General features: G+C 67.0%; 19 protein-coding genes. 10 read left to right on the top strand and 9 right to left on the bottom strand.

Going from position 1 to position 16,837, the window contains the following annotated elements; genetic code table 11:
- Positions 1–644: DUF6542 domain-containing protein (locus AC1DTF_RS22030; protein ID WP_477475616.1), on the bottom strand; the 644-nt coding region annotated here is incomplete at its 3' end.
- Positions 645–862: 218 nt separating this feature from the next.
- Between AC1DTF_RS22030 and ychF the strand changes: the two genes are divergently transcribed.
- Both ychF and AC1DTF_RS22020 read left to right on the top strand, forming a co-directional pair.
- A complete protein-coding gene (gene ychF / locus AC1DTF_RS22025; RefSeq protein WP_057165698.1) occupies positions 863–1,936 on the top strand; it encodes a redox-regulated ATPase YchF in 1,074 nt (357 codons plus the stop codon).
- A 111-nt stretch (positions 1,937–2,047) separates the two neighbouring features.
- The gene (locus AC1DTF_RS22020; RefSeq protein WP_477475615.1) at positions 2,048–2,845 is read left to right on the top strand and encodes an SDR family NAD(P)-dependent oxidoreductase; all 798 of its coding nucleotides are present in this window, start codon (positions 2,048–2,050) and stop codon (positions 2,843–2,845) included.
- 866 nt (positions 2,846–3,711) lie between these two features.
- Here the strand turns inward: AC1DTF_RS22020 and arr are convergent.
- Together arr and AC1DTF_RS22010 are read right to left on the bottom strand one after the other, a co-directional pair.
- The gene (arr, locus tag AC1DTF_RS22015) at positions 3,712–4,122 is read right to left on the bottom strand and encodes an NAD(+)--rifampin ADP-ribosyltransferase (RefSeq protein ID WP_477475614.1); all 411 of its coding nucleotides are present in this window, start codon (positions 4,120–4,122) and stop codon (positions 3,712–3,714) included.
- Between the two features lie 42 nt (positions 4,123–4,164).
- Positions 4,165–4,659, bottom strand: a complete 495-nt coding sequence (locus AC1DTF_RS22010; protein ID WP_057165708.1) for a nitroreductase/quinone reductase family protein — start codon at positions 4,657–4,659, stop codon at positions 4,165–4,167.
- Between the two features lie 31 nt (positions 4,660–4,690).
- On the opposite strand from AC1DTF_RS22010, the gene AC1DTF_RS22005 reads away from it, so the two are divergent.
- A complete protein-coding gene (locus AC1DTF_RS22005; protein WP_477475613.1) occupies positions 4,691–5,125 on the top strand; it encodes a VOC family protein in 435 nt (144 codons plus the stop codon).
- An 11-nt stretch (positions 5,126–5,136) separates the two neighbouring features.
- Here the strand turns inward: AC1DTF_RS22005 and AC1DTF_RS22000 are convergent, their stop codons facing one another.
- Both AC1DTF_RS22000 and AC1DTF_RS21995 read right to left on the bottom strand, forming a co-directional pair.
- Entirely contained in the window at positions 5,137–5,862 is a 726-nt protein-coding gene (locus tag AC1DTF_RS22000; RefSeq protein WP_477475612.1) for a DUF72 domain-containing protein, read from the bottom strand.
- Positions 5,862–6,512 carry a UdgX family uracil-DNA binding protein gene (locus tag AC1DTF_RS21995; RefSeq protein ID WP_477475611.1) on the bottom strand — a complete coding sequence of 217 codons (651 nt, stop codon included), beginning with the start codon at positions 6,510–6,512 and terminating at the stop codon, positions 5,862–5,864. Before AC1DTF_RS21995 ends, AC1DTF_RS22000 begins: the two co-directional genes overlap by 1 nt.
- A gap of 70 nt (positions 6,513–6,582) precedes the next feature.
- Between AC1DTF_RS21995 and AC1DTF_RS21990 the strand changes: the two genes are divergently transcribed.
- Both AC1DTF_RS21990 and AC1DTF_RS21985 read left to right on the top strand, forming a co-directional pair.
- Positions 6,583–7,101 carry a DEAD/DEAH box helicase family protein gene (locus AC1DTF_RS21990; protein ID WP_477475610.1) on the top strand — a complete coding sequence of 173 codons (519 nt, stop codon included), beginning with the start codon at positions 6,583–6,585 and terminating at the stop codon, positions 7,099–7,101.
- Positions 7,102–7,357: 256 nt separating this feature from the next.
- Complete coding sequence (locus AC1DTF_RS21985; RefSeq protein WP_477475609.1) at positions 7,358–7,663, top strand: hypothetical protein; 306 nt, start codon at positions 7,358–7,360, stop codon at positions 7,661–7,663.
- Here the strand turns inward: AC1DTF_RS21985 and AC1DTF_RS21980 are convergent.
- Together AC1DTF_RS21980 and AC1DTF_RS21975 are read right to left on the bottom strand one after the other, a co-directional pair.
- A complete protein-coding gene (locus AC1DTF_RS21980) occupies positions 7,657–8,172 on the bottom strand; it encodes a nitroreductase/quinone reductase family protein (protein WP_477475608.1) in 516 nt (171 codons plus the stop codon). The genes AC1DTF_RS21985 and AC1DTF_RS21980 overlap by 7 nt on opposite strands.
- A gap of 69 nt (positions 8,173–8,241) precedes the next feature.
- Positions 8,242–8,958, bottom strand: a complete 717-nt coding sequence (locus AC1DTF_RS21975) for a hypothetical protein (RefSeq protein ID WP_057165716.1) — start codon at positions 8,956–8,958, stop codon at positions 8,242–8,244.
- Between the two features lie 27 nt (positions 8,959–8,985).
- Here AC1DTF_RS21975 and AC1DTF_RS21970 point away from each other — a divergent pair, with 27 nt between their 5' ends.
- A complete protein-coding gene (locus AC1DTF_RS21970; protein WP_156409033.1) occupies positions 8,986–9,156 on the top strand; it encodes a hypothetical protein in 171 nt (56 codons plus the stop codon).
- Here AC1DTF_RS21970 and AC1DTF_RS21965 read toward each other — a convergent pair.
- Positions 9,140–11,986, bottom strand: coding sequence for an aminotransferase (locus AC1DTF_RS21965; protein ID WP_477475607.1), 2,847 nt, complete (start codon positions 11,984–11,986; stop codon positions 9,140–9,142). The genes AC1DTF_RS21970 and AC1DTF_RS21965 overlap by 17 nt on opposite strands.
- Complete coding sequence (locus AC1DTF_RS21960) at positions 11,983–12,852, bottom strand: alpha/beta fold hydrolase (protein ID WP_477475606.1); 870 nt, start codon at positions 12,850–12,852, stop codon at positions 11,983–11,985. Before AC1DTF_RS21960 ends, AC1DTF_RS21965 begins: the two co-directional genes overlap by 4 nt.
- 89 nt (positions 12,853–12,941) lie before the next feature.
- On the opposite strand from AC1DTF_RS21960, the gene AC1DTF_RS21955 reads away from it, so the two are divergent.
- The 4 genes from AC1DTF_RS21955 (at position 12,942) to AC1DTF_RS21940 (ending at position 16,827) form a co-directional block, all read left to right on the top strand.
- Complete coding sequence (locus AC1DTF_RS21955) at positions 12,942–13,556, top strand: TetR/AcrR family transcriptional regulator (protein WP_235570768.1); 615 nt, start codon at positions 12,942–12,944, stop codon at positions 13,554–13,556.
- A 187-nt stretch (positions 13,557–13,743) separates the two neighbouring features.
- Entirely contained in the window at positions 13,744–14,523 is a 780-nt protein-coding gene (locus tag AC1DTF_RS21950; RefSeq protein ID WP_082613989.1) for an MlaE family ABC transporter permease, read from the top strand.
- 8 nt (positions 14,524–14,531) lie between these two features.
- On the top strand, positions 14,532–15,362 hold the full coding sequence (locus AC1DTF_RS21945) for an ABC transporter permease (RefSeq protein ID WP_057165718.1): 831 nt from the start codon (positions 14,532–14,534) through the stop codon (positions 15,360–15,362).
- A gap of 1 nt (position 15,363) precedes the next feature.
- A complete protein-coding gene (locus tag AC1DTF_RS21940) occupies positions 15,364–16,827 on the top strand; it encodes an MCE family protein (RefSeq protein ID WP_057165719.1) in 1,464 nt (487 codons plus the stop codon).
- Positions 16,828–16,837 lie beyond the last annotated feature (10 nt).

The raw sequence follows: 16,837 nt of genomic DNA, 5'->3' as shown, positions 1-16,837 counted from the left end.
CCCTGGCGGCGCGGGCGGCCCGAGCGTTCCCGGGCGGCGGCTCGCTCCCGGCGATCGGCGGCAGCGGCCGAGGCGGCGATATCGGATTCTGGCGGACGGTTGTGCCGGGCGCGGGAGGGCTCCCCGGTGCGCGGGGCGCGGCGCGGCCGCTCGTAGGGGTCGGCGGTCTCGCGGCGGGGCCGGCGCGCGGTCCGGATCGGTTCGTCCTCGTCGACCGGCGCGGCGCTGCGGGCGAACCGGCGGGCGGCCCGCCGCGGAGTCTCGGCGGGCGGATCGGCGGCATCGGTGGTGGTGGCTTCGACCGCCGGAGCGCCACGGTCGAGGTACCAGCGGGCCATCCCGACCAGCAGCACCGCGGCCGAGGTGAAGAACATCAGCGGGAAACGCTCGATCAGCGGGTAGCCGCAGTTGATCAGGATGTCCTTGAGGCCACCGAGCTGGCCGCCGTGGAACAGGAAGTAGGAGGTGGGGACGGCGACGAACAGGATCAACGGGGGCTGGATGACGGCGGTGAACAACCCACTGCGACGCACCAGGACCACCGCGGCCAGACAGCCCAGCACGTAGAAGGTGGAGAACACGGCGCCGAGTTCCTTTTTGCCCGCACCGGCGTCGTAGGCGAAGCCGACGGCCGTGGCCGTCACCGCCAGAAGGGTGGCGCCCCACCACGGTAGTCCGGATGGAAGACCCGGCAGACCCGGTGGCAGCAACCCCTGGAATCGGGGGAGCGCGGAGCGGTGGTTCACCGACTCCGTCGGCTCTGCTGACTGACCTGACACACGTCGACCGTACCGGCTGTAACTGCAGGTGTGCTGCCAGCACGCGCTGAGGAGATCGTCACAACCCTTAGACTCTGGAGTCCGTGAGCTTGAACCTCGGAATCGTCGGTCTCCCCAATGTCGGCAAGTCGACCCTTTTCAACGCGTTGACACGGAACGACGTGCTGGCGGCGAACTATCCGTTCGCGACCATCGAGCCCAATGAGGGCGTGGTGGCGTTACCGGACCCCCGGCTGGACAAACTCGCCGAGATCTTCGGTTCGGAGAAGACCGTGCCGGCGCCGGTGACGTTCGTCGACATCGCGGGCATCGTGAAGGGCGCGTCCGAGGGTGCCGGGCTGGGCAACAAGTTCCTGGCCAACATCCGCGAGTGCGACGCGATCTGTCAGGTGGTGCGGGCGTTCGCCGATGACGATGTGGTGCACGTCGACGGCCGGGTGGACCCGCGTTCGGATATCGAGGTCATCGAGACCGAGCTGATCCTGGCCGACATGCAGACGCTGGAGAAGGCCGTGCCGCGACTGGAGAAGGAAGCGCGCACCAACAAGGACCGCAAGGCCGTGCTGGAGGCGGCGGTGGCGGCGCAGGCGGTGCTCGATACCGGCAAGACACTCTTCTCGGCCGGGGCGGACGTGTCGCTGCTCCGTGAGCTGAACCTGATGACCACCAAGCCGTTCCTCTACGTGTTCAACGCCGACGAGTCGGTGCTCACCGACGAGGCCAAGCAGGCCGAGCTGCGTGCGCTGGTGGCCCCGGCGGATGCGGTGTTCCTGGACGCCAAGATCGAGTCGGAACTGATCGAGCTCGACGACGAGTCCGCGGCCGAACTGCTGGAGTCGATCGGGCAGACCGAACGTGGCCTGGATGCCTTGGCGCGGGCCGGTTTTCACACCCTGAACCTGCAGACCTATCTGACCGCCGGACCGAAAGAGTCCCGCGCGTGGACGATTCACCGTGGCGACACCGCCCCGAAGGCGGCCGGTGTGATCCACACCGACTTCGAGAAGGGCTTCATCAAGGCCGAGATCGTGTCCTTCGCCGACCTGGTCGAGGCCGGCTCGATGGCCGCGGCCAAGGCGGCGGGCAAGGTCCGGATGGAGGGCAAGGACTACGTGATGGCCGACGGAGACGTCGTCGAGTTCCGCTTTAACGTCTGACGATCAAGGCTGATGCCGGGCCGGCGGGCCCCGAGATCGCTGGGTGTACAGCTGACACCGAATAGCGTTCGAACACCCGCCAATCGCATATCTGCTGCATAAGATCCGAAAATGGAACTTCGGGGGAAACGAGTACTGGTCACCGGGGCGTCGCGGGGGATCGGCGAGTCATTGGCGCACGCCTTTGCCGGCGCCGGAGCCAGAGTGGCGCTCGTCGCTCGCAGCCGGGATTCTCTCGAGTCGCTTGCGGCCGAGCTCGGTGGCACCGTCCACCCTGCAGATCTCGCTGACTCGACCCAGGTTGCCGGCCTCATCCAGAGGGTCGAAGACGACGGCGGCCCGGTCGATGTCTTGGTCAACAACGCCGGTATCGAAAGTACCGCCGGCTTCATCGACGCACCCGACGATGAATTGCGCCGCGTCACCGACGTCAACTACCTGGCGCCGGCGGAACTTTGCCGCCAGGCGATACCCGGGATGCTTCGACGCGGCGGCGGCCACATCGTCAACGTGTCTTCGCTCAGTGGCATCATGCTGGTCCCCGGCCTCGTCACCTACTCGGCGTCGAAGGCGGCGCTGTCGCACTTCACCGCTGGGCTGCGAACAGATTTCCGTGGTCTGCCGATCGGCACCACACTCGTCGAGTTGGGCCCTGTCCCAACCGACCTGCTTGCCAAGGCCGACAACTACGAGCCCACCGCCAGGTCTTTTCGGCGCGCGTACCGCTGCGGGGCTGCCGTCGACACCCCCCGCGAAAGAGTGGCCGAAGAGGTCGTCAAGGCCGTCCTCAAGGGTCGCCGACACGTGCGGTTCCCCAAGCGGTCCATCCCATTCGCGATGTTGGTCGAGGCGCCCCGGCGCGGTGCCGAATTCATGCTCACCGGTATTCCGCACCAAGCGAAGTCATAAGCTGCGAGCCGATCGCAATGTCAGGCTGACAGCTTCACCATCGATATATATGCGTCGTGAGGCTGTCAGCCTGACATTGCGTCGGCACATCGTGCGGTCAAGGTGCGGCAGATGTTGACCGGCCGCCGTAGACATCTGGACAATTCGCGCTGACCGATTTGGCCGAATGTTGTCCGCGTCGTGTGCTCCAGCCCAATTCGAAAGTGGACGAGCATCACCATCCGGCCACGTCGCAATCATTTGACGTCTTGACGGGTCCGCTGCACGTAAGGGTGAACGGCGGAGCTGCGTTGGTGTTGAACTTCGGCGACAAAGCGACGACGGGGATCGACGGCGTCCACACCCATGGAATGAAGGGCCAGGCCCCGCCACCGTCATCGAGAGTCAGGCCCCCGCCCGAGGCTCGCCGGATCGGTGCGCTGGTACGCGCCTTTGCTGCTCGGCTGTGCCACCGGAACCTTGTAGTCGGCCGACCGGGTGTGGTGGAGTTCAGTCTTGGATTGACGGCGCCGCAAAGGATGCAACGAAATTCGCTCATCAGGGGGCAATGATGGCACGACGACCGGTCTGGTACGCAATGGCCGCGGCCTTCCCTGCGGCCGTTGTTGCTGCCGGTGTGGGCCCCTTTAGCTGCGGAATTTACGGCTGTAGCGGCGGGTCTAATCCGACGCTTCAAACCTCGTTGACGGGGGCTGCCGTGGGCGCGGCGGTCGGTTTGGTCGGGATGGCTGTGATCGACGTGGTCGTCAACGTGCGTTACCTTCTCGCGAACAGGGCTGAGGCGAAGGCACAACGATTGCGGGATGAGGCGCCCCCACGCGGCGAAAGGTGACGCGGGCAGGTTCCTCGCCGCCGCGTAGTCCGAACTAGTTGATGATCTCGCCCCGGCCATCGGCCTCGATTGCAGCCAGTCGGTCTCGCCACATCTGGAGAGCTTCGGGGGTGAGTCGCGTCCAATCGGTGATCTCGGCGACGATCCGGAGCGGATGCCTGCTGCGATAGGACCGGGTGGGATTGCCGGGGAATTTCTTGTCGGTGACGTTGGGATCGTTCTCGAACTCGCCGGTCGGTTCCACGGCGTACACGCGCGGGATGCCGTCGCCGGCCGCGAGTTCGGCGGCCAGTCCTGCGCCGTCGCGCAACGCGGTGAAGTAGATGTGGTTCATCACGATCTCGGGCCGGTAGTTGGAGCGGAAACCGGCCGTGAGGTGATCACCCACGCGCAGTTGGGCCTTGGTGCCGTGGAAGAAAGGTCCGTCATCCAATGCCCCGTCCATCTGGACAGGTTACAAACGGAGCTCTCGTGACGTCGGCGGAGACTAGCGCGGGGCGAGCCGGAAGATGGGGATCTGCCGACCGGCCGGAGCCGTCTTTTCCCGGTAGTCGTCATAGCCGGCGTACACCTTCTCAGCGAGTGCGTACAACCGGGTGTACTCGTAGGGATCGGTCACCTCGGACGCCGAAAAGCGCTCCATGCCGAACTCGCAATCGGGATTCGCCTTCAGGTTGTGATACCACTGGGGATGCTTCGCCCCACCGTAGTTCGAGGCCAGCAGGACGACGTCCGGACCATCGTGGAAGTACGTGAGCTGCACCTGGCGCCGCTGCCCGGACTTCGCGCCCGTCGTGACAAGGGGCGCATTGATGATAGGGCCCATGTTGATCCTGCCCCGGGTCAGCCGGAACAGGTACGGGTCGGTGCGGCGGGCGATATGGCGGGCGACCAACTGACCTATTCGCGAACGCCCGAAGCGCACGCTTCTTTCGTACGCGCGACCGCGTGGCTTCTGGGGATCGACGTAGCGCAGCGGCATGCTCAGCACCGTACGCCGCTATGGTGAAGACATGGCGGGGGCACGACAGTTCCAGGTCACTTTCGATTGCGCGGTACCCGAGCGCGTCGCTCGGTTCTGGTGTGAGGCACTCGGTTACGTGGTGCCACCACCGCCGCCGGGTTTCGCGGACTGGGACGAGTTCAACCGGGCCCTGCCCGCCGATAGGCAGGATTCCGCGTTCGCCTGCGTCGACCCGGACGGGGTCGGGCCGCGGCTGTTCTTCCAGCGTGTCCCCGAGGGCAAGACCGTCAAGAACCGGGTGCATCTCGACATCCGGGTCGCACCCGGCCTGGAAGGCGCGGATCGTCTTGCCGCGCTGGAGGCCGAGTGCGCGCGCCTGGTCGAACTCGGTGCCACGCGGGTGCGCCTGCTGCCCGCCGGTGACGGCGACGAGTCCTGCATCGTGATGCAGGACGTCGAGGGCAACGAGTTCTGCCTCGACTGACGAGCCACCGGTCAAAAGACCATCGCCTTCAGCTCTCTCGCATTGCGCACCGCGTGCCCGCCGAGGTCGTTGTTGAAGTACACCAGCACATCCCGGCCCTGGGCGTCCCACTCGCGGAGGTGGCCGGCCCACCGGCTCAGCTCCGAGGTGTCGTAAGACCCCGCGTACATCGCGTCGTCTCCGGGCCCGTGCAGCCGCAGGTAGACCAGATCGGCGGTGGCGGTCACGACGCACGGCAGGCCGGGCCCGCTCATCACGACGTAGGCGGCGCCGTACCGGCTCAACAGTTCGTAGACGGTCGGGTCATCCCAGGTCGGGTGACGCAGCTCCATGGCCACGGGGATCTCTGTCGGCATCGCGCTCAGGAAGTGGTCCAGTCGTTCGTCGTCGCGCTGCTGCGCCGGGTGCAGCTGCACCAGCAGGGCGGCCCGCCGATCACCGAGTTCGGTCCAGCCGGCCGTCATGCGCTCGATCCACTGCTCGGGGGAGCTCAACCGTCGGGCGTGGGTCAGGCCTCGTGACGCCTTCACCGACATCGAGAAACCGTCGGGTAACCGTTGGCGCCACTGCGCGAACGTCGCGGGCTTGGGCCAGCGGTAGAAGCTGGCATTCAGCTCCACGGTGTCGAACTCCGCCGTGTAGGCATCCAGCCTGCGGGACTTCGGCAACGCTGGCGGGTAGAGCACGCCGTCCCAATGATCGTAGGACCATCCCGACGTGCCGATTCGCACGGTCATCAGCGGCGCCGCCCGAGCAGCCCGCCCGCGGTCTGCAAATCGGTCACCAGATCGGCGAACGCGGCGTCACGCCGGTCGGCCGGCCCACGCAACACTGATGATGGGTGCGGGGTGGCCACGACATCGAATTCGTCTTCCGGTGGGTGCAACACCTCACCGCGATGAGCGGTCAGTCGAAAGTCGTTACCCATCAATGCTTTTGCGGCGGTGGCTCCGAGGAGTACCACGACGTCGGGATCGATGACGCCGAGTTCGGCGAACAGCCACGGACGGCAGGCGACGACCTCCGTGCGGCTGGGCGTCTTGTGGATCCGGCGCTTGTTCCCGGCCGCGCGGGTGAACTTGAAGTGTTTGACGGCGTTGGTCACGTAGACCTGTTCGCGGTCGATGCCGGCTTCGACCAGTGCCTTGTTCAGCAGGCGGCCGGCGGGTCCGACGAACGGCTCGCCCGCGCGGTCCTCCTGATCGCCTGGCTGCTCGCCCACCAAGACGAGTCGCGCGGACGAGGGGCCGGCACCGAACACCGTCTGGTCGGCGTCGCGGTACAACTCGCATCCGCGGCATCCCCGTGCCGCGTCGGCCAGCGTGCCGAGGTCGCGGGTCGGCGGGATGAAGTCCTGCGCTCCTGGGTGCGCCACTGAGACGGCCATACGAACGGATACCCGTCTTCGGGCGCTGCATTCCTGGTGCGCCCGAATTCTGGAGCTACCGTTGGCACCTGTGATCTTGTGGCTCAACGGCACGCACGGTGTGGGTAAGACGACGACCAGTCGGCTCGTGCAGCCGCTGGTGCCGAATTCACGTGTTTTCGACGCCGAGATGGTCGGCGAAATGCTGATGAACCTCGAGCCTGGCCTGCCCGAGACGGACAACTTCCAGCATTGGCCACCGTGGCGTCCGCTCGTGGTGGAGACAGCCCGCCGCGTCCTCGAGTACACCGGCGGAACGCTGGTGATACCGATGACTGTCCTCATCGAGGCGTACTGGATTGAGATCAGCACCGGCCTCGCGGAGTACGGGATCCCGCTGCGGCACTTCGTGCTTCACGCTGACCCTGACACCCTGCGCGCGCGTATCGAAGGCGACACCGTGATGGGTCCATCACCGTTCCGGATGGACCACCTGCAGCCCTATGCGGAAGCGGCTCGCACCTGGCTGCACGATGAGGCCGAGGTGGTCGACACCACGCACCGCACGCCCGACGAGGTCGCCCAGCAGATCGCGAGCGCGGCCCGTTGAATCGCCAGATTTCGGGGCGATATGACTTTCGCTGACGTGATACTGCCGGCAGTACCACCCGAGACGTAGTACTGCAGGCAGTACTGGTTTCCGGAAGGTCACATCGCTCTGGGCGGCGATATTGCTGGGGCAGCAAGTGTTCAGACGGTTTGGCGACACTGGACCAAGCAGAACTCGTGTCCCTCCGGGTCCACCGGCCGCCGAGGCTCTCAATATGCATGGCGCCCACACTCGGGCGGGCCGTAGGGTCCAGGCGGTGAGGCGGCGCGATGGATTCGACGAGCGAAACCTCGCGCTCGCCGACCTGTTGCAGGAGTGGGACGTGCTCGGTGTGTATCAATGGGACGACCGTCCGCGAGACGATGAGGAGTGCGACGACCTCGTCGAACCCATCCGGGAGTGGCTGGAGAGCGGCGCCGGTCCCGACGAGCTGAGCGCGCGTCTTGTCCGGCGTCTGGAAAGCCATTACGGCCTCGCTGCGGGCAGTGAGTCGGCGGAGATCGCCTTCGCGCGCCGCATCCATGCGTGGTGGTCACGCGCTGAGGGCGGCGTCGATCACTGACCGCGGGTCAGCCGGAACATCGGTATCCGGCGGCCGATGGCCGCCGTCTTGACGAGGTACTCGGTGTAGCCGGCAAACACCTTCTCGGCCAGGGCATACAGGCGGGCGTACTCATCCGGATCGGTGACCTCGATGGCGCAGAATTCCTTGTCGCCGAATTCGCACTCGGGCTGAGCCCGCAGGTTGTAGGCCCACGCCGGGTGCGTGACTCCGCCTCCATTGGAGGCGATCACGATGGGGTCGGATCCGTCGTGGAAATAGGTGAGCTGCACCTGTCGTGGTTGCCCTGACTTCGCGCCGGTCGTCACCAGCGGGGCGGTGGCGATCCACCCGATCTTCCCCGGGTAGCGACCACCGGTGGCGCGAAACAGCAAGGGATCGATCGCGGATCCGAGCCGCAGCCCGTAGGTACGCCCCAGCCGGCTCCGCCCGAACCAGACATTGGCCCGGTACATCAGACCCCGCTCCTTGTGCGGATCGACGTAGTGCAATGGGGTTCGGAACGGCATGGTTCCACGGTGCGCGCACCGGCGCGGCCGGGATCGAGTAGTGCGTTACTCGACCTTGTCGGTCCAGGGTCAGCCCGCAGCGGGCGGTGCCGAATCGACGATGACCGCGATCTCATCGGTCAACGAGTACCCCGGCGCCAACGAGAGGCTGTCGCCGCTCCAGAACTTGCCCGGGTCGAAATAGTTCTCTCGTTTCTCGGTGCTCAGCAGCGCCATCTCCTCGTAGGTGATGGCCACCGTCTCGGCGCAGTACGCGGTCTCCAGGCCTTCGGACCGCCGGCGCCGCTTGTCCCGCTCCGCGGATTCGCGGACCTTGCGGTGGATGATCGGCAGCCCGCGGGTGAAATCGCTGACGATGGGCAGCCGTCCGCGCAGCCAGCGCCCGGTCAGCCGGGCCGTCGACGGGAAGGCGGTGCCGTTCATCCGTGCCACCACCTTGAGCATCTGGTCTTCCTGCTCGCGAGAGGCGGGCGGGGTGAGCTGACGAAGCCAGGCCTTTTGGCCGTATTCGTGCACCCAGCGCTCCACCACCTCGCGGGCGTCGTTGAGCTGGACGCCGCGGTGATGGGTGCCGGTCCACAGGTCGAGCAACTTCTGGCCGAGTTCGGCATGCCAGATCAGCGGCGGCAGGTCGTCGATCGCGACCGTCATGCCGACGTGGTTGACCGGCGCATTCGTCAGGGCCTGAATCGCCCGGTCAGGGCCCGAGCCGCCGCGAAACAGCCAGATATCGCCCGTCCGGGTCTCCTCGAGCGCCCGTGACAGGGACACCGTATTCGCGTTCACGACCGCAGCTTAGGCAGAATCTCGCCTATGAAGGGCATCTGGAAGTGGATCGGGCTCGCTGGTGTCGCCGGGGTCGTGGCCGGCGGTGCGCTGGTCGCACGGGATCAGCGCATCCGAAAGGCGTACACCCCCGACGACATCCGGGCCCGGCTGCACCAGCGCCTGGATCAGGCGAACGGGTCTACCAGCCCTCAGTGAGCACCCGGTCCAGGGTATCGGCGTAGAAGTCCGCGCCCGCGATGTCAATGCACAACGGGGGCTTGGTCTTCAGGATGTTCTGGTGATCTCCGGTGGGCTGGATGATCACGCCGAGCTCCAGCATGCGCTCGCAGATCGCCATCGTCTCCGCGGCGGCGGGCTCCAGCGTCGTGGCATCGCGGATCATCTCCACCCCCAGGTAGAGCCCCATCCCGTGCACGGTGCCCACGATCGGGTGCTTGTCGCGCAATGCCAGCAGCCGGGACTTCAGGTGCTCACCGACCCGTAGCGCGTTGTCCTGCAGACCCTCGTCGTGCAGCACGTCGAGCACCGTCAGCCCGATGGCGCAGGACAGCGGGCTGCCGCCGGTGGAGGAGAAGAAATACCCCTGCGAGCGGAACGCATCGGCGATCGCGCGGGTGGTGATCACCGCGCCCAGGGGATAGCCGTTGCCGGTGGCCTTGGCGACCGACACGATGTCGGGCACCACGTGCTGCTGCGGGAACCCCCAGAACCAGTGCCCCAGGCGTCCGTAACCGACCTGCACCTCATCGGCGATCGCCACCCCGCCGGCCGCACGTACCGCCTCGTACACCTGGTGCAGGTATCCGTCCGGCAGCGCCATGCCTCCGGCATTGCCGTACACCGGTTCACAGATGAACGCCGCCGGCGGGCGCCCCTGCGCGGTCATCGCCTCGATCTGCGCGACGGCGTCGCCGGCGTAGCGATGCGCCTCGTGGCCGCGGTATTTGCCGCGGAAGCTGTTCGGCGACTCCACGGTGTGCACCCAGTCCGGGCGGGTGGCCAGCGCGTTCGGATTGTCCGCCGTGGACGTGGACACCGCGTCGGTGGCGTAGGTCCACCCGTGATAGGCCTCGCGCACGGCGATGACATCGCGGCGCCCGGTCACCGCGGTGGCCAGTCGGATCGCGAGATCGCTTGCCTCCGAACCGGAATTCACCAGGAAGACGGTGTCCAGCGGGTCCGGCAGTGTCGCGGCGATCCGCTCGCTGAACTCCACCACCGCCGAATAATTGAACCGTGAATTGGTGTTGAGTCGGCGAAGCTGCGCCGACGCCGCGTCGGCGACCCGGGGATGGGCATGCCCGAGCACCGTGACGTTGTTGACCATGTCGAGGTAAACGCGACCGGCCGTCGACATCAGATAGTGCCGGTGTCCGCGTTCGATCTGCGGGGGATTGCGGTAGTAGCGCTCCTGCACCTTGGCGAAGCTGTCATCGCGGCGCTCCAGCAGATCGCGCTGCAGATCGTCGGTGAGCGGGTCGAGGCCCAGAACCGTTCGCGGATCGCGGGATAACGCCAACCATCCGGGCGCGAGCTCGGCCGCGGTGAACTCCGGTGCCACCGGGGCGCCGGCCGGGCGCACGGCCAATCGGGCCCAGCGGCCCTGCCCGATCACCCCGAGATGTTCGCCGGCGTGCACGTGGCCGGGTGCGGTGCTGGATTCGACGCCGGTGAGGGTCAGCTCGAAGTCCAGCCCCCGCAACGTGATCCGGTCATCGGAACGCTCCACCACCTCCCCGTCCCACGGGGCCAGCACCCGGGTGGTGACGGCCGGCCACACCCCGATACCGGTCTCGACGACGTCGGGGCTGCGCTGGGAGAGCAGGGGAGCGCGGTTCAGTCGTGGTCGGCCGAACCGGGTGAGCACCAGCCCGGCGCCGGCGCGCAGCGCCGCGGCCGCGAGCTCGTCCTCGTCGTCCAAGGTGTCCGAAAGGTCGAGTGTGAAAACGGATTCCGGCTCCAGGTCGGAGATCAACCGGTTCTCGATCGGCACCTCGGGGGTGGCCGGTGCCAATCCGAGTTCGGAGGCGATCAACGCCGACATCACCTCCATCGGTACGGAGGTGGCCTGGTCGAACATCAGCCACTCGTCATCGGACTGTTCGGTGATGTAGGCGTTGTCCGGGTCGAGTGCGCCCTGCTGGGCACCGCTGACAATGAGCACCGCGGTGCGCAGCACCAGCAGCGGCCACAGCACCTCGGCCTCGGCTGGGCGCAGCGGGCGCACGGCGTGGAATGCCTTGACACCGGGCAGGATCGACGTCGGATCGCTGCCGGGGTGGCCGAGCACGGAGGACAGCGTGATGGCCAGTTCGGAGACCGCCCAGGTGTGCGACAGATCGCCGAAATCGATGATGCCGTCCGGCAGACCCGACGGCCCGGCCACCACGTTCGCGTCGGTCAGGTCCAGATGCACCGCTTGGCGTGGCAGGTCGTCGGCGTGGGTCGCGATCCACGACCACGCCTCGCGGGCGGCGGCCAGGATCTCGTCGCGTTGTCGCGGCACGTGCGCGATCAGTTGTTCGACGACGTCGTTGCCGTAGCGCAGGTCCCATTGCAGGATCCGGTCCAGACCGGGGTGGCTGAACCCGTCGAGGGCGCGGCTCACCCGGGCGGCGAGTTCGCCCATACCTGCGACGATGGATGGGGTCAGATAGCCACGCTCACTGAGGGTTCCGCCGGCCAGATAGGGCAGCAGCCGCACGGTGCCCGGTGGTTGCCCGTCGGCGGTCCGCAGAGGTGTGGCGACCCGCAGGTCGGGGTGGGTGCGCGCGATCAGCTCGGCCGCGGCGTCCTGGGCGGCCAGTTCGGTCTCGGTGAACGCCGGGTTGGCGATCTTGAGCACCGCCACCGCGGTGTCGCCCTCGGACACCAGGAAGTTGCAGTCCTGCTGACTGCCCAGGGATTTCACCTCGCCGCGGAAGCCGTACCGGCCGGCCAGCAGCTCGGCGGCCTGCTGCTCGGTGACCTGGGGTGCCGGGAGGGCCGGCTGCTCAAGGAAGTTGAAGCCTGCCACGTCGTTCACTTGCCGATGAACCTCACGACGACCTCGGTGAAGGCGTCGTTGTCGTCACCGGCGGCGGTGTGGCCTGCCTCGGACAGTTCGACGAATTCGGCCGCGGGGACCTTCTGTAGAAAGTCGCGCACGCCTTCCTCGGACACCACGTCGGACAGCTTGCCGCGGATCAGCAGGATCGGCACCGACAGGTTGGTCGCGGCCGCCTCCAGCTTGTCGGCCCGGGCGAACGGGTCATCTCCCGGCTTGGTGAGAAACGCCGGATCCCAATGCCAGTACCAGCGGCCGTCGCGCAGCCGGAGGTTCTTCTTCAGGCCTTCGGTGCTGCGGGGTTTCGGGCGGTGCGGCAAGTACGCGGCGATGGCGTCGGCAGCCTGCTCGAGCGAATCGAAGCCGTGGATGTGGTTGAACATGAAATCGCGGATGCGGGCGCTGCCGTCCTTCTCGAACCGTGGCACCACATCGACCAGGACCAGCTTGGTCACCAGTTCCGGGCCCGCCTCATGGGCGGCCTGGATGCCGGTCAACCCACCCATGCTGGCGCCGACCAGGGCCACGGGCCTGCCGATCTGGTAGAGCACCTGCAGGATGTCGGAGCTGAGCGTCTCGACGTCATAGCTGGCGGTCGGGGAGCGGTCGCTGTCACCGTGACCGCGGCTGTCCAGCGCGACGACGTGCATCCCGCGGTCGGCGAGGATCTGGCCGGTGTTCTTCCAGGAATGCCGGTTCTGCCCGCCGCCGTGCAGCATCAGCACGGTCGGGCCCGAGTCCGCCGTCACGGTGTCCCGGTTCCATTCGTCGGCGACCAACGTGAGGTCGTCGACGCCGCGGAACGATACGGTCTGGGGTGCGCTGTTTGCCACGCTCACGGACATCCTCTCGCCGGCCTGGCGCTCACGTTACTGACCTGCCGACCCCAACTGGTGTGGGGTCAGGGGTGCACAAGTCACTAGACTTGGAAGCCGTGCAGTCAGTGCCATCAGCGGGATCCAGCGCCGTGGAGCGCGACCGCATCATGGAGGCGACCTTCGACTGTCTGTCCGAACCGCATGAGGGTCCGGTGCACGTCTCGGCGATCCTGGCGCGGGCCGAGGTCTCCAGCCGAGCCTTCTACCGGCACTTTCAGTCCAAGGACGAGCTCTTCCTGGCGATGCTGGAACAGGTGACCGAGCGGCTGGCGGTGCTTCTCGACGAGATCGCCGGTACCGCGTCCCCGGATCCGGTGGATCAGCTCCGCGCCTGGCTGGACCAGATGTTCACGCTGGCCAGCGACGCCGATCTGCACCGCTATCTCGCCGTGCTGGACTGCGACGAGATGCGTTCGGCCAAGGGCTACCGGGAGGCGCGCGAACTGTCGCGGGCCCGCCGTGAGGGCTCGCTGGCAACCATTCTGCGCAGCGGTCATGCCGAGGGAGCGTTCCCGCTGGCGGAGCCCGAATCGGATGCCATCGCGATCGCGGCGCTGGTGAGCCGGGAGCTGACCTCGGCAAGGATCTTCGATCCGGCACAAATTCCGCTGTCCCGGGCCCGTGTCGAGGGATTCACGCTGCGTGCGCTGGGGGTTGTCGGCAAAGTGTGACGCAGACTACTGGACGGTAACTTGAGTCACCCAACCAGGTGGTCGGTGTTGTCGCTGTGAGAATCGTTATGTACGTTCTTCCGCATCCATGGCGGCGCCTGTGGTCATATCGTGTTCGGATGAGCCGGCACCGTCGAAGGGACTTCATGGGTAAGCGGATGTCGCACAGGGCGAGATCGGTTCGCTGATGGCTGTGCAAGACTCCATCCCGAGTGTCGTTTCCCGGCCCGTGCGCGCCTTCGGCGGCTTCTTCTCGATGACGCTGGACGTCTTCCTGCTGATGTTCCGGCCCCCCTTCGCCTGGCGCGAGTACATCCTCCAGTCCTGGTTCGTGGCCCGGGTTTCCTTGCTGCCGACGCTGATGCTCACCATCCCGTACACGGTGCTGCTCACGTTCACCTTCAACATCCTGCTGACCGAGTTCGGTGCCGCGGACTTCTCCGGCACCGGTGCCGCACTGGGTACCGTCACCCAGATCGGGCCGATCGTCACCGTTTTGGTGATCGCCGGTGCGGGCGCGACCGCGATGTGTGCCGACCTGGGCGCCAGGACGATCCGCGAGGAACTCGACGCCCTGCGGGTGATGGGCGTGAATCCGATTCAGGCATTGGTCATTCCGCGGGTGCTGGCCGCGACCACGGTATCGCTGGCGCTGTCGGCCACCGTGGTGCTGGTCGGGCTCACCGGCGCCTACCTGTTCTGTGTCTACGTCCAGCACGTCTCGCCGGGTGCGTTCGTCGCGGGCCTGACGCTCATCACCGGGCCCTCCGATGTAATGATCGCGCTGGTCAAGGCCGCTCTTTTCGGTCTGACCGCCGGACTGATCGCCTGCTACAAGGGCATTTCGGTCGGTGGCGGACCGGCCGGTGTCGGTAACGCGGTGAACGAGACCGTCGTCTTCACCTTCATGGCGCTGTTCGCCATCAACGTGGTCGCGACCGCCGTCGGCGTGAGGGCGACGATGTGACGAGCGTGATGGGTCACCGCCTGCGGCGGGGCGTCGGCAGCGTTGCCGACAGCTGGAACCAGGTCGGCGTGCAGACCCAGTTCTTCGGGCGCACCCTGCTGTCCATCGGCGACGTATTCGTCCGGTATCCCAAGGAACTGGTCCGGCTGATCGCCCAGATGGGCCTCGGCACCGGTGCTTTGGCCATCATCGGCGGCACCGTCGCCATCGTCGGCTTCCTGACCGTCAGTACCGGTGCGCTGGTCGCGGTGCAGGGGTACAACCAGTTCTCCGAGATCGGCGTCGAAGCCCTCACCGGTTTCGCGTCGGCCTTCTTCAACGTGCGGCTCATCGCGCCCGCCACCACCGCGATCGCGCTGTCGGCGACCATCGGTGCCGGCGCCACCGCCCAACTCGGCGCCATGCGCATCAACGAGGAGATCGACGCTCTCGAGGTCATCGGCATCCGCAGCATCGCCTATCTGGCCTCGAGTCGCGTCGTCGCCGGCGTCATCGTGGTCATCCCGCTGTACTGCGTGGGCGTGCTGATGTCGTTCTACGCGGCCAAGATCGGCACCACCGTGATCTACGGGCAGTCCAGCGGCGTCTATGACCACTACTTCGACACGTTCCTCAACCCGATCGATCTCATCTGGTCGTTCGTCCAGTCGATCGCGATGGCGATCGTCATCATGCTCGTGCACACCTACTACGGCTTCACCGCCAGCGGTGGACCGGCAGGCGTCGGCGAGGCCGTCGGTCGCGCGGTGCGCACCTCATTGGTCATCTCGGCGTTCGTCGTGGTGATGATTTCCCTTGCCGTGTACGGGCAATCGGGCAACTTCAATCTGGCCGGCTGACATGGACACATCGAAACGGGGCGGTATCGCACCAGGGTGGTGGACCCTGCTGCTGGTGGTGTTCGTCATCGCCGCCATCTGGCTGTCGTACTCACTGTTCACCGGTTCGCTGCGCAGCACCGTCCCGGTCACCCTCACCGCGGACCGGTCCGGTCTGGTGATGGAGACCAACGCCAAGGTGAAGATGCGCGGCGTCCAGGTCGGCCGGGTCGTCGCGATCAGCGGCGGCGACTCCGAGGCCGCCTCCCCGGTCAAACTGCGCCTCGACATCGACCCCGACCAGATCCGTTTCATCCCGGCCAATGTCGAAGCCCGGATCCGTGCCACCACGATCTTCGGCGCCAAGTTCGTCGACCTCGTCTACCCGGACAGCCCGAGCGCCGAGCGGCTGAAATCCGGCCAGGTGCTCGAATCGCTCAATGTCACCACCGAGGTCAACACCGTCTTCGAGAACCTCGTGGGTGTGCTCGAACAGGTCGACACCGCGAAGCTGAACGCCACGCTGTCCGCACTCGCCGAGGGCGTCCGCGGCCGCGGTGAGGTCATCGGGCAGGCCACCACCGACGCCAATCAGGTTCTGCTGGCGCTGAACCCGCGCGCCGACACCATCCGCGCGGACTGGCAGGCACTGAAGGGCTTCAGCGACGCCTACAGCGACGCCGCCCAGGGCATCCTGGCCACCCTGGATGCCGCCAGCACCACCGCGACCACCGTGACCGAGAATTCCCGGCAACTCGACGCGCTGCTGCTGGCCACAACCGGCCTGTCGAACAAGGGAATCGAGCTGCTGGCGCCCAACAACGCCAACCTGATCAAGGCCGTCAACACCCTGCAGCCCACCACCGACCTGCTGCTCAAATACAGCCCGTCCTACACCTGCCTGCTCACCGGGGCCAAGTACCTGCTGGACCACGGCGGCTACGACGCCACCGGCGGTAACGGCAAGTCGTTCATCCTGGACACCAGCCTGATGCTCGGCGATGACCCGTACCGCTACCCGCAGAACCTGCCGATCGTCGGCGCCAAGGGCGGGCCGGGCGGAAAGCCGGGCTGCGGTTCGCTTCCGAGCGTCGACGACAACTGGCCGGTGCGCCAGCTGATCACCAACACCGGGTTCGGCACCGGTGTCGACTGGCGGCCCAACCCGGGCATCGCCTTCCCGGCCTACGGCAACTGGCTGCCCGTCACCCGGGCCGTCCCGGAGCCGCCGAGCATCCGGAACACCTTCGGTGGCCCGGCAATCGGCCCCATCCCGTACCCGGGCGCCCCCGCCTACGGTGCCCAGCTGTATGCGCCCGACGGCACCCCGTTGTGGCCCGGCCTGCCGCCGGCGCCGCCGCCCGGAGCGCCGCGTGACCCGGGTGCGACACCCGGCTCGGAACCCTTCGTGGTCACCGCGCCCGGCGTGCAGCCGACACCGTTGCCGCCGCAGCCGTTGCCGGTGCCCGCCGCACCCGGCCCGTAACGTCCGAGAT

Source organism: Mycobacterium sp. P4_H6 (assembly GCF_056400845.1).
The sequence above is the reverse complement of the archived record's forward strand: the minus strand, read 5'-3'. Positions and strand labels throughout refer to the sequence as shown.

Bases quoted from the DNA above. Each gene is read 5' to 3' on its own strand.
- AC1DTF_RS21970 (WP_156409033.1), top strand. From the start codon at position 8,986: ATGAAGGGCATCTGGAAGTGGATCGGGCTCGCTGGTGTCGCCGGGGTC.
- AC1DTF_RS21960 (WP_477475606.1), bottom strand. From the start codon at position 12,852: ATGTCCGTGAGCGTGGCAAACAGCGCACCCCAGACCGTATCGTTCCGC.
- AC1DTF_RS21940 (WP_057165719.1), top strand. From the start codon at position 15,364: ATGGACACATCGAAACGGGGCGGTATCGCACCAGGGTGGTGGACCCTG.
- AC1DTF_RS22020 (WP_477475615.1), top strand. From the start codon at position 2,048: ATGGAACTTCGGGGGAAACGAGTACTGGTCACCGGGGCGTCGCGGGGG.
- arr (WP_477475614.1), bottom strand. From the start codon at position 4,122: ATGGACGGGGCATTGGATGACGGACCTTTCTTCCACGGCACCAAGGCC.
- AC1DTF_RS21995 (WP_477475611.1), bottom strand. From the start codon at position 6,512: ATGGCCGTCTCAGTGGCGCACCCAGGAGCGCAGGACTTCATCCCGCCG.
- AC1DTF_RS21950 (WP_082613989.1), top strand. From the start codon at position 13,744: ATGGCTGTGCAAGACTCCATCCCGAGTGTCGTTTCCCGGCCCGTGCGC.
- AC1DTF_RS22000 (WP_477475612.1), bottom strand. From the start codon at position 5,862: ATGACCGTGCGAATCGGCACGTCGGGATGGTCCTACGATCATTGGGAC.
- AC1DTF_RS22005 (WP_477475613.1), top strand. From the start codon at position 4,691: ATGGCGGGGGCACGACAGTTCCAGGTCACTTTCGATTGCGCGGTACCC.
- AC1DTF_RS21980 (WP_477475608.1), bottom strand. From the start codon at position 8,172: ATGCCGTTCCGAACCCCATTGCACTACGTCGATCCGCACAAGGAGCGG.
- AC1DTF_RS21945 (WP_057165718.1), top strand. From the start codon at position 14,532: ATGGGTCACCGCCTGCGGCGGGGCGTCGGCAGCGTTGCCGACAGCTGG.
- AC1DTF_RS22010 (WP_057165708.1), bottom strand. From the start codon at position 4,659: ATGCCGCTGCGCTACGTCGATCCCCAGAAGCCACGCGGTCGCGCGTAC.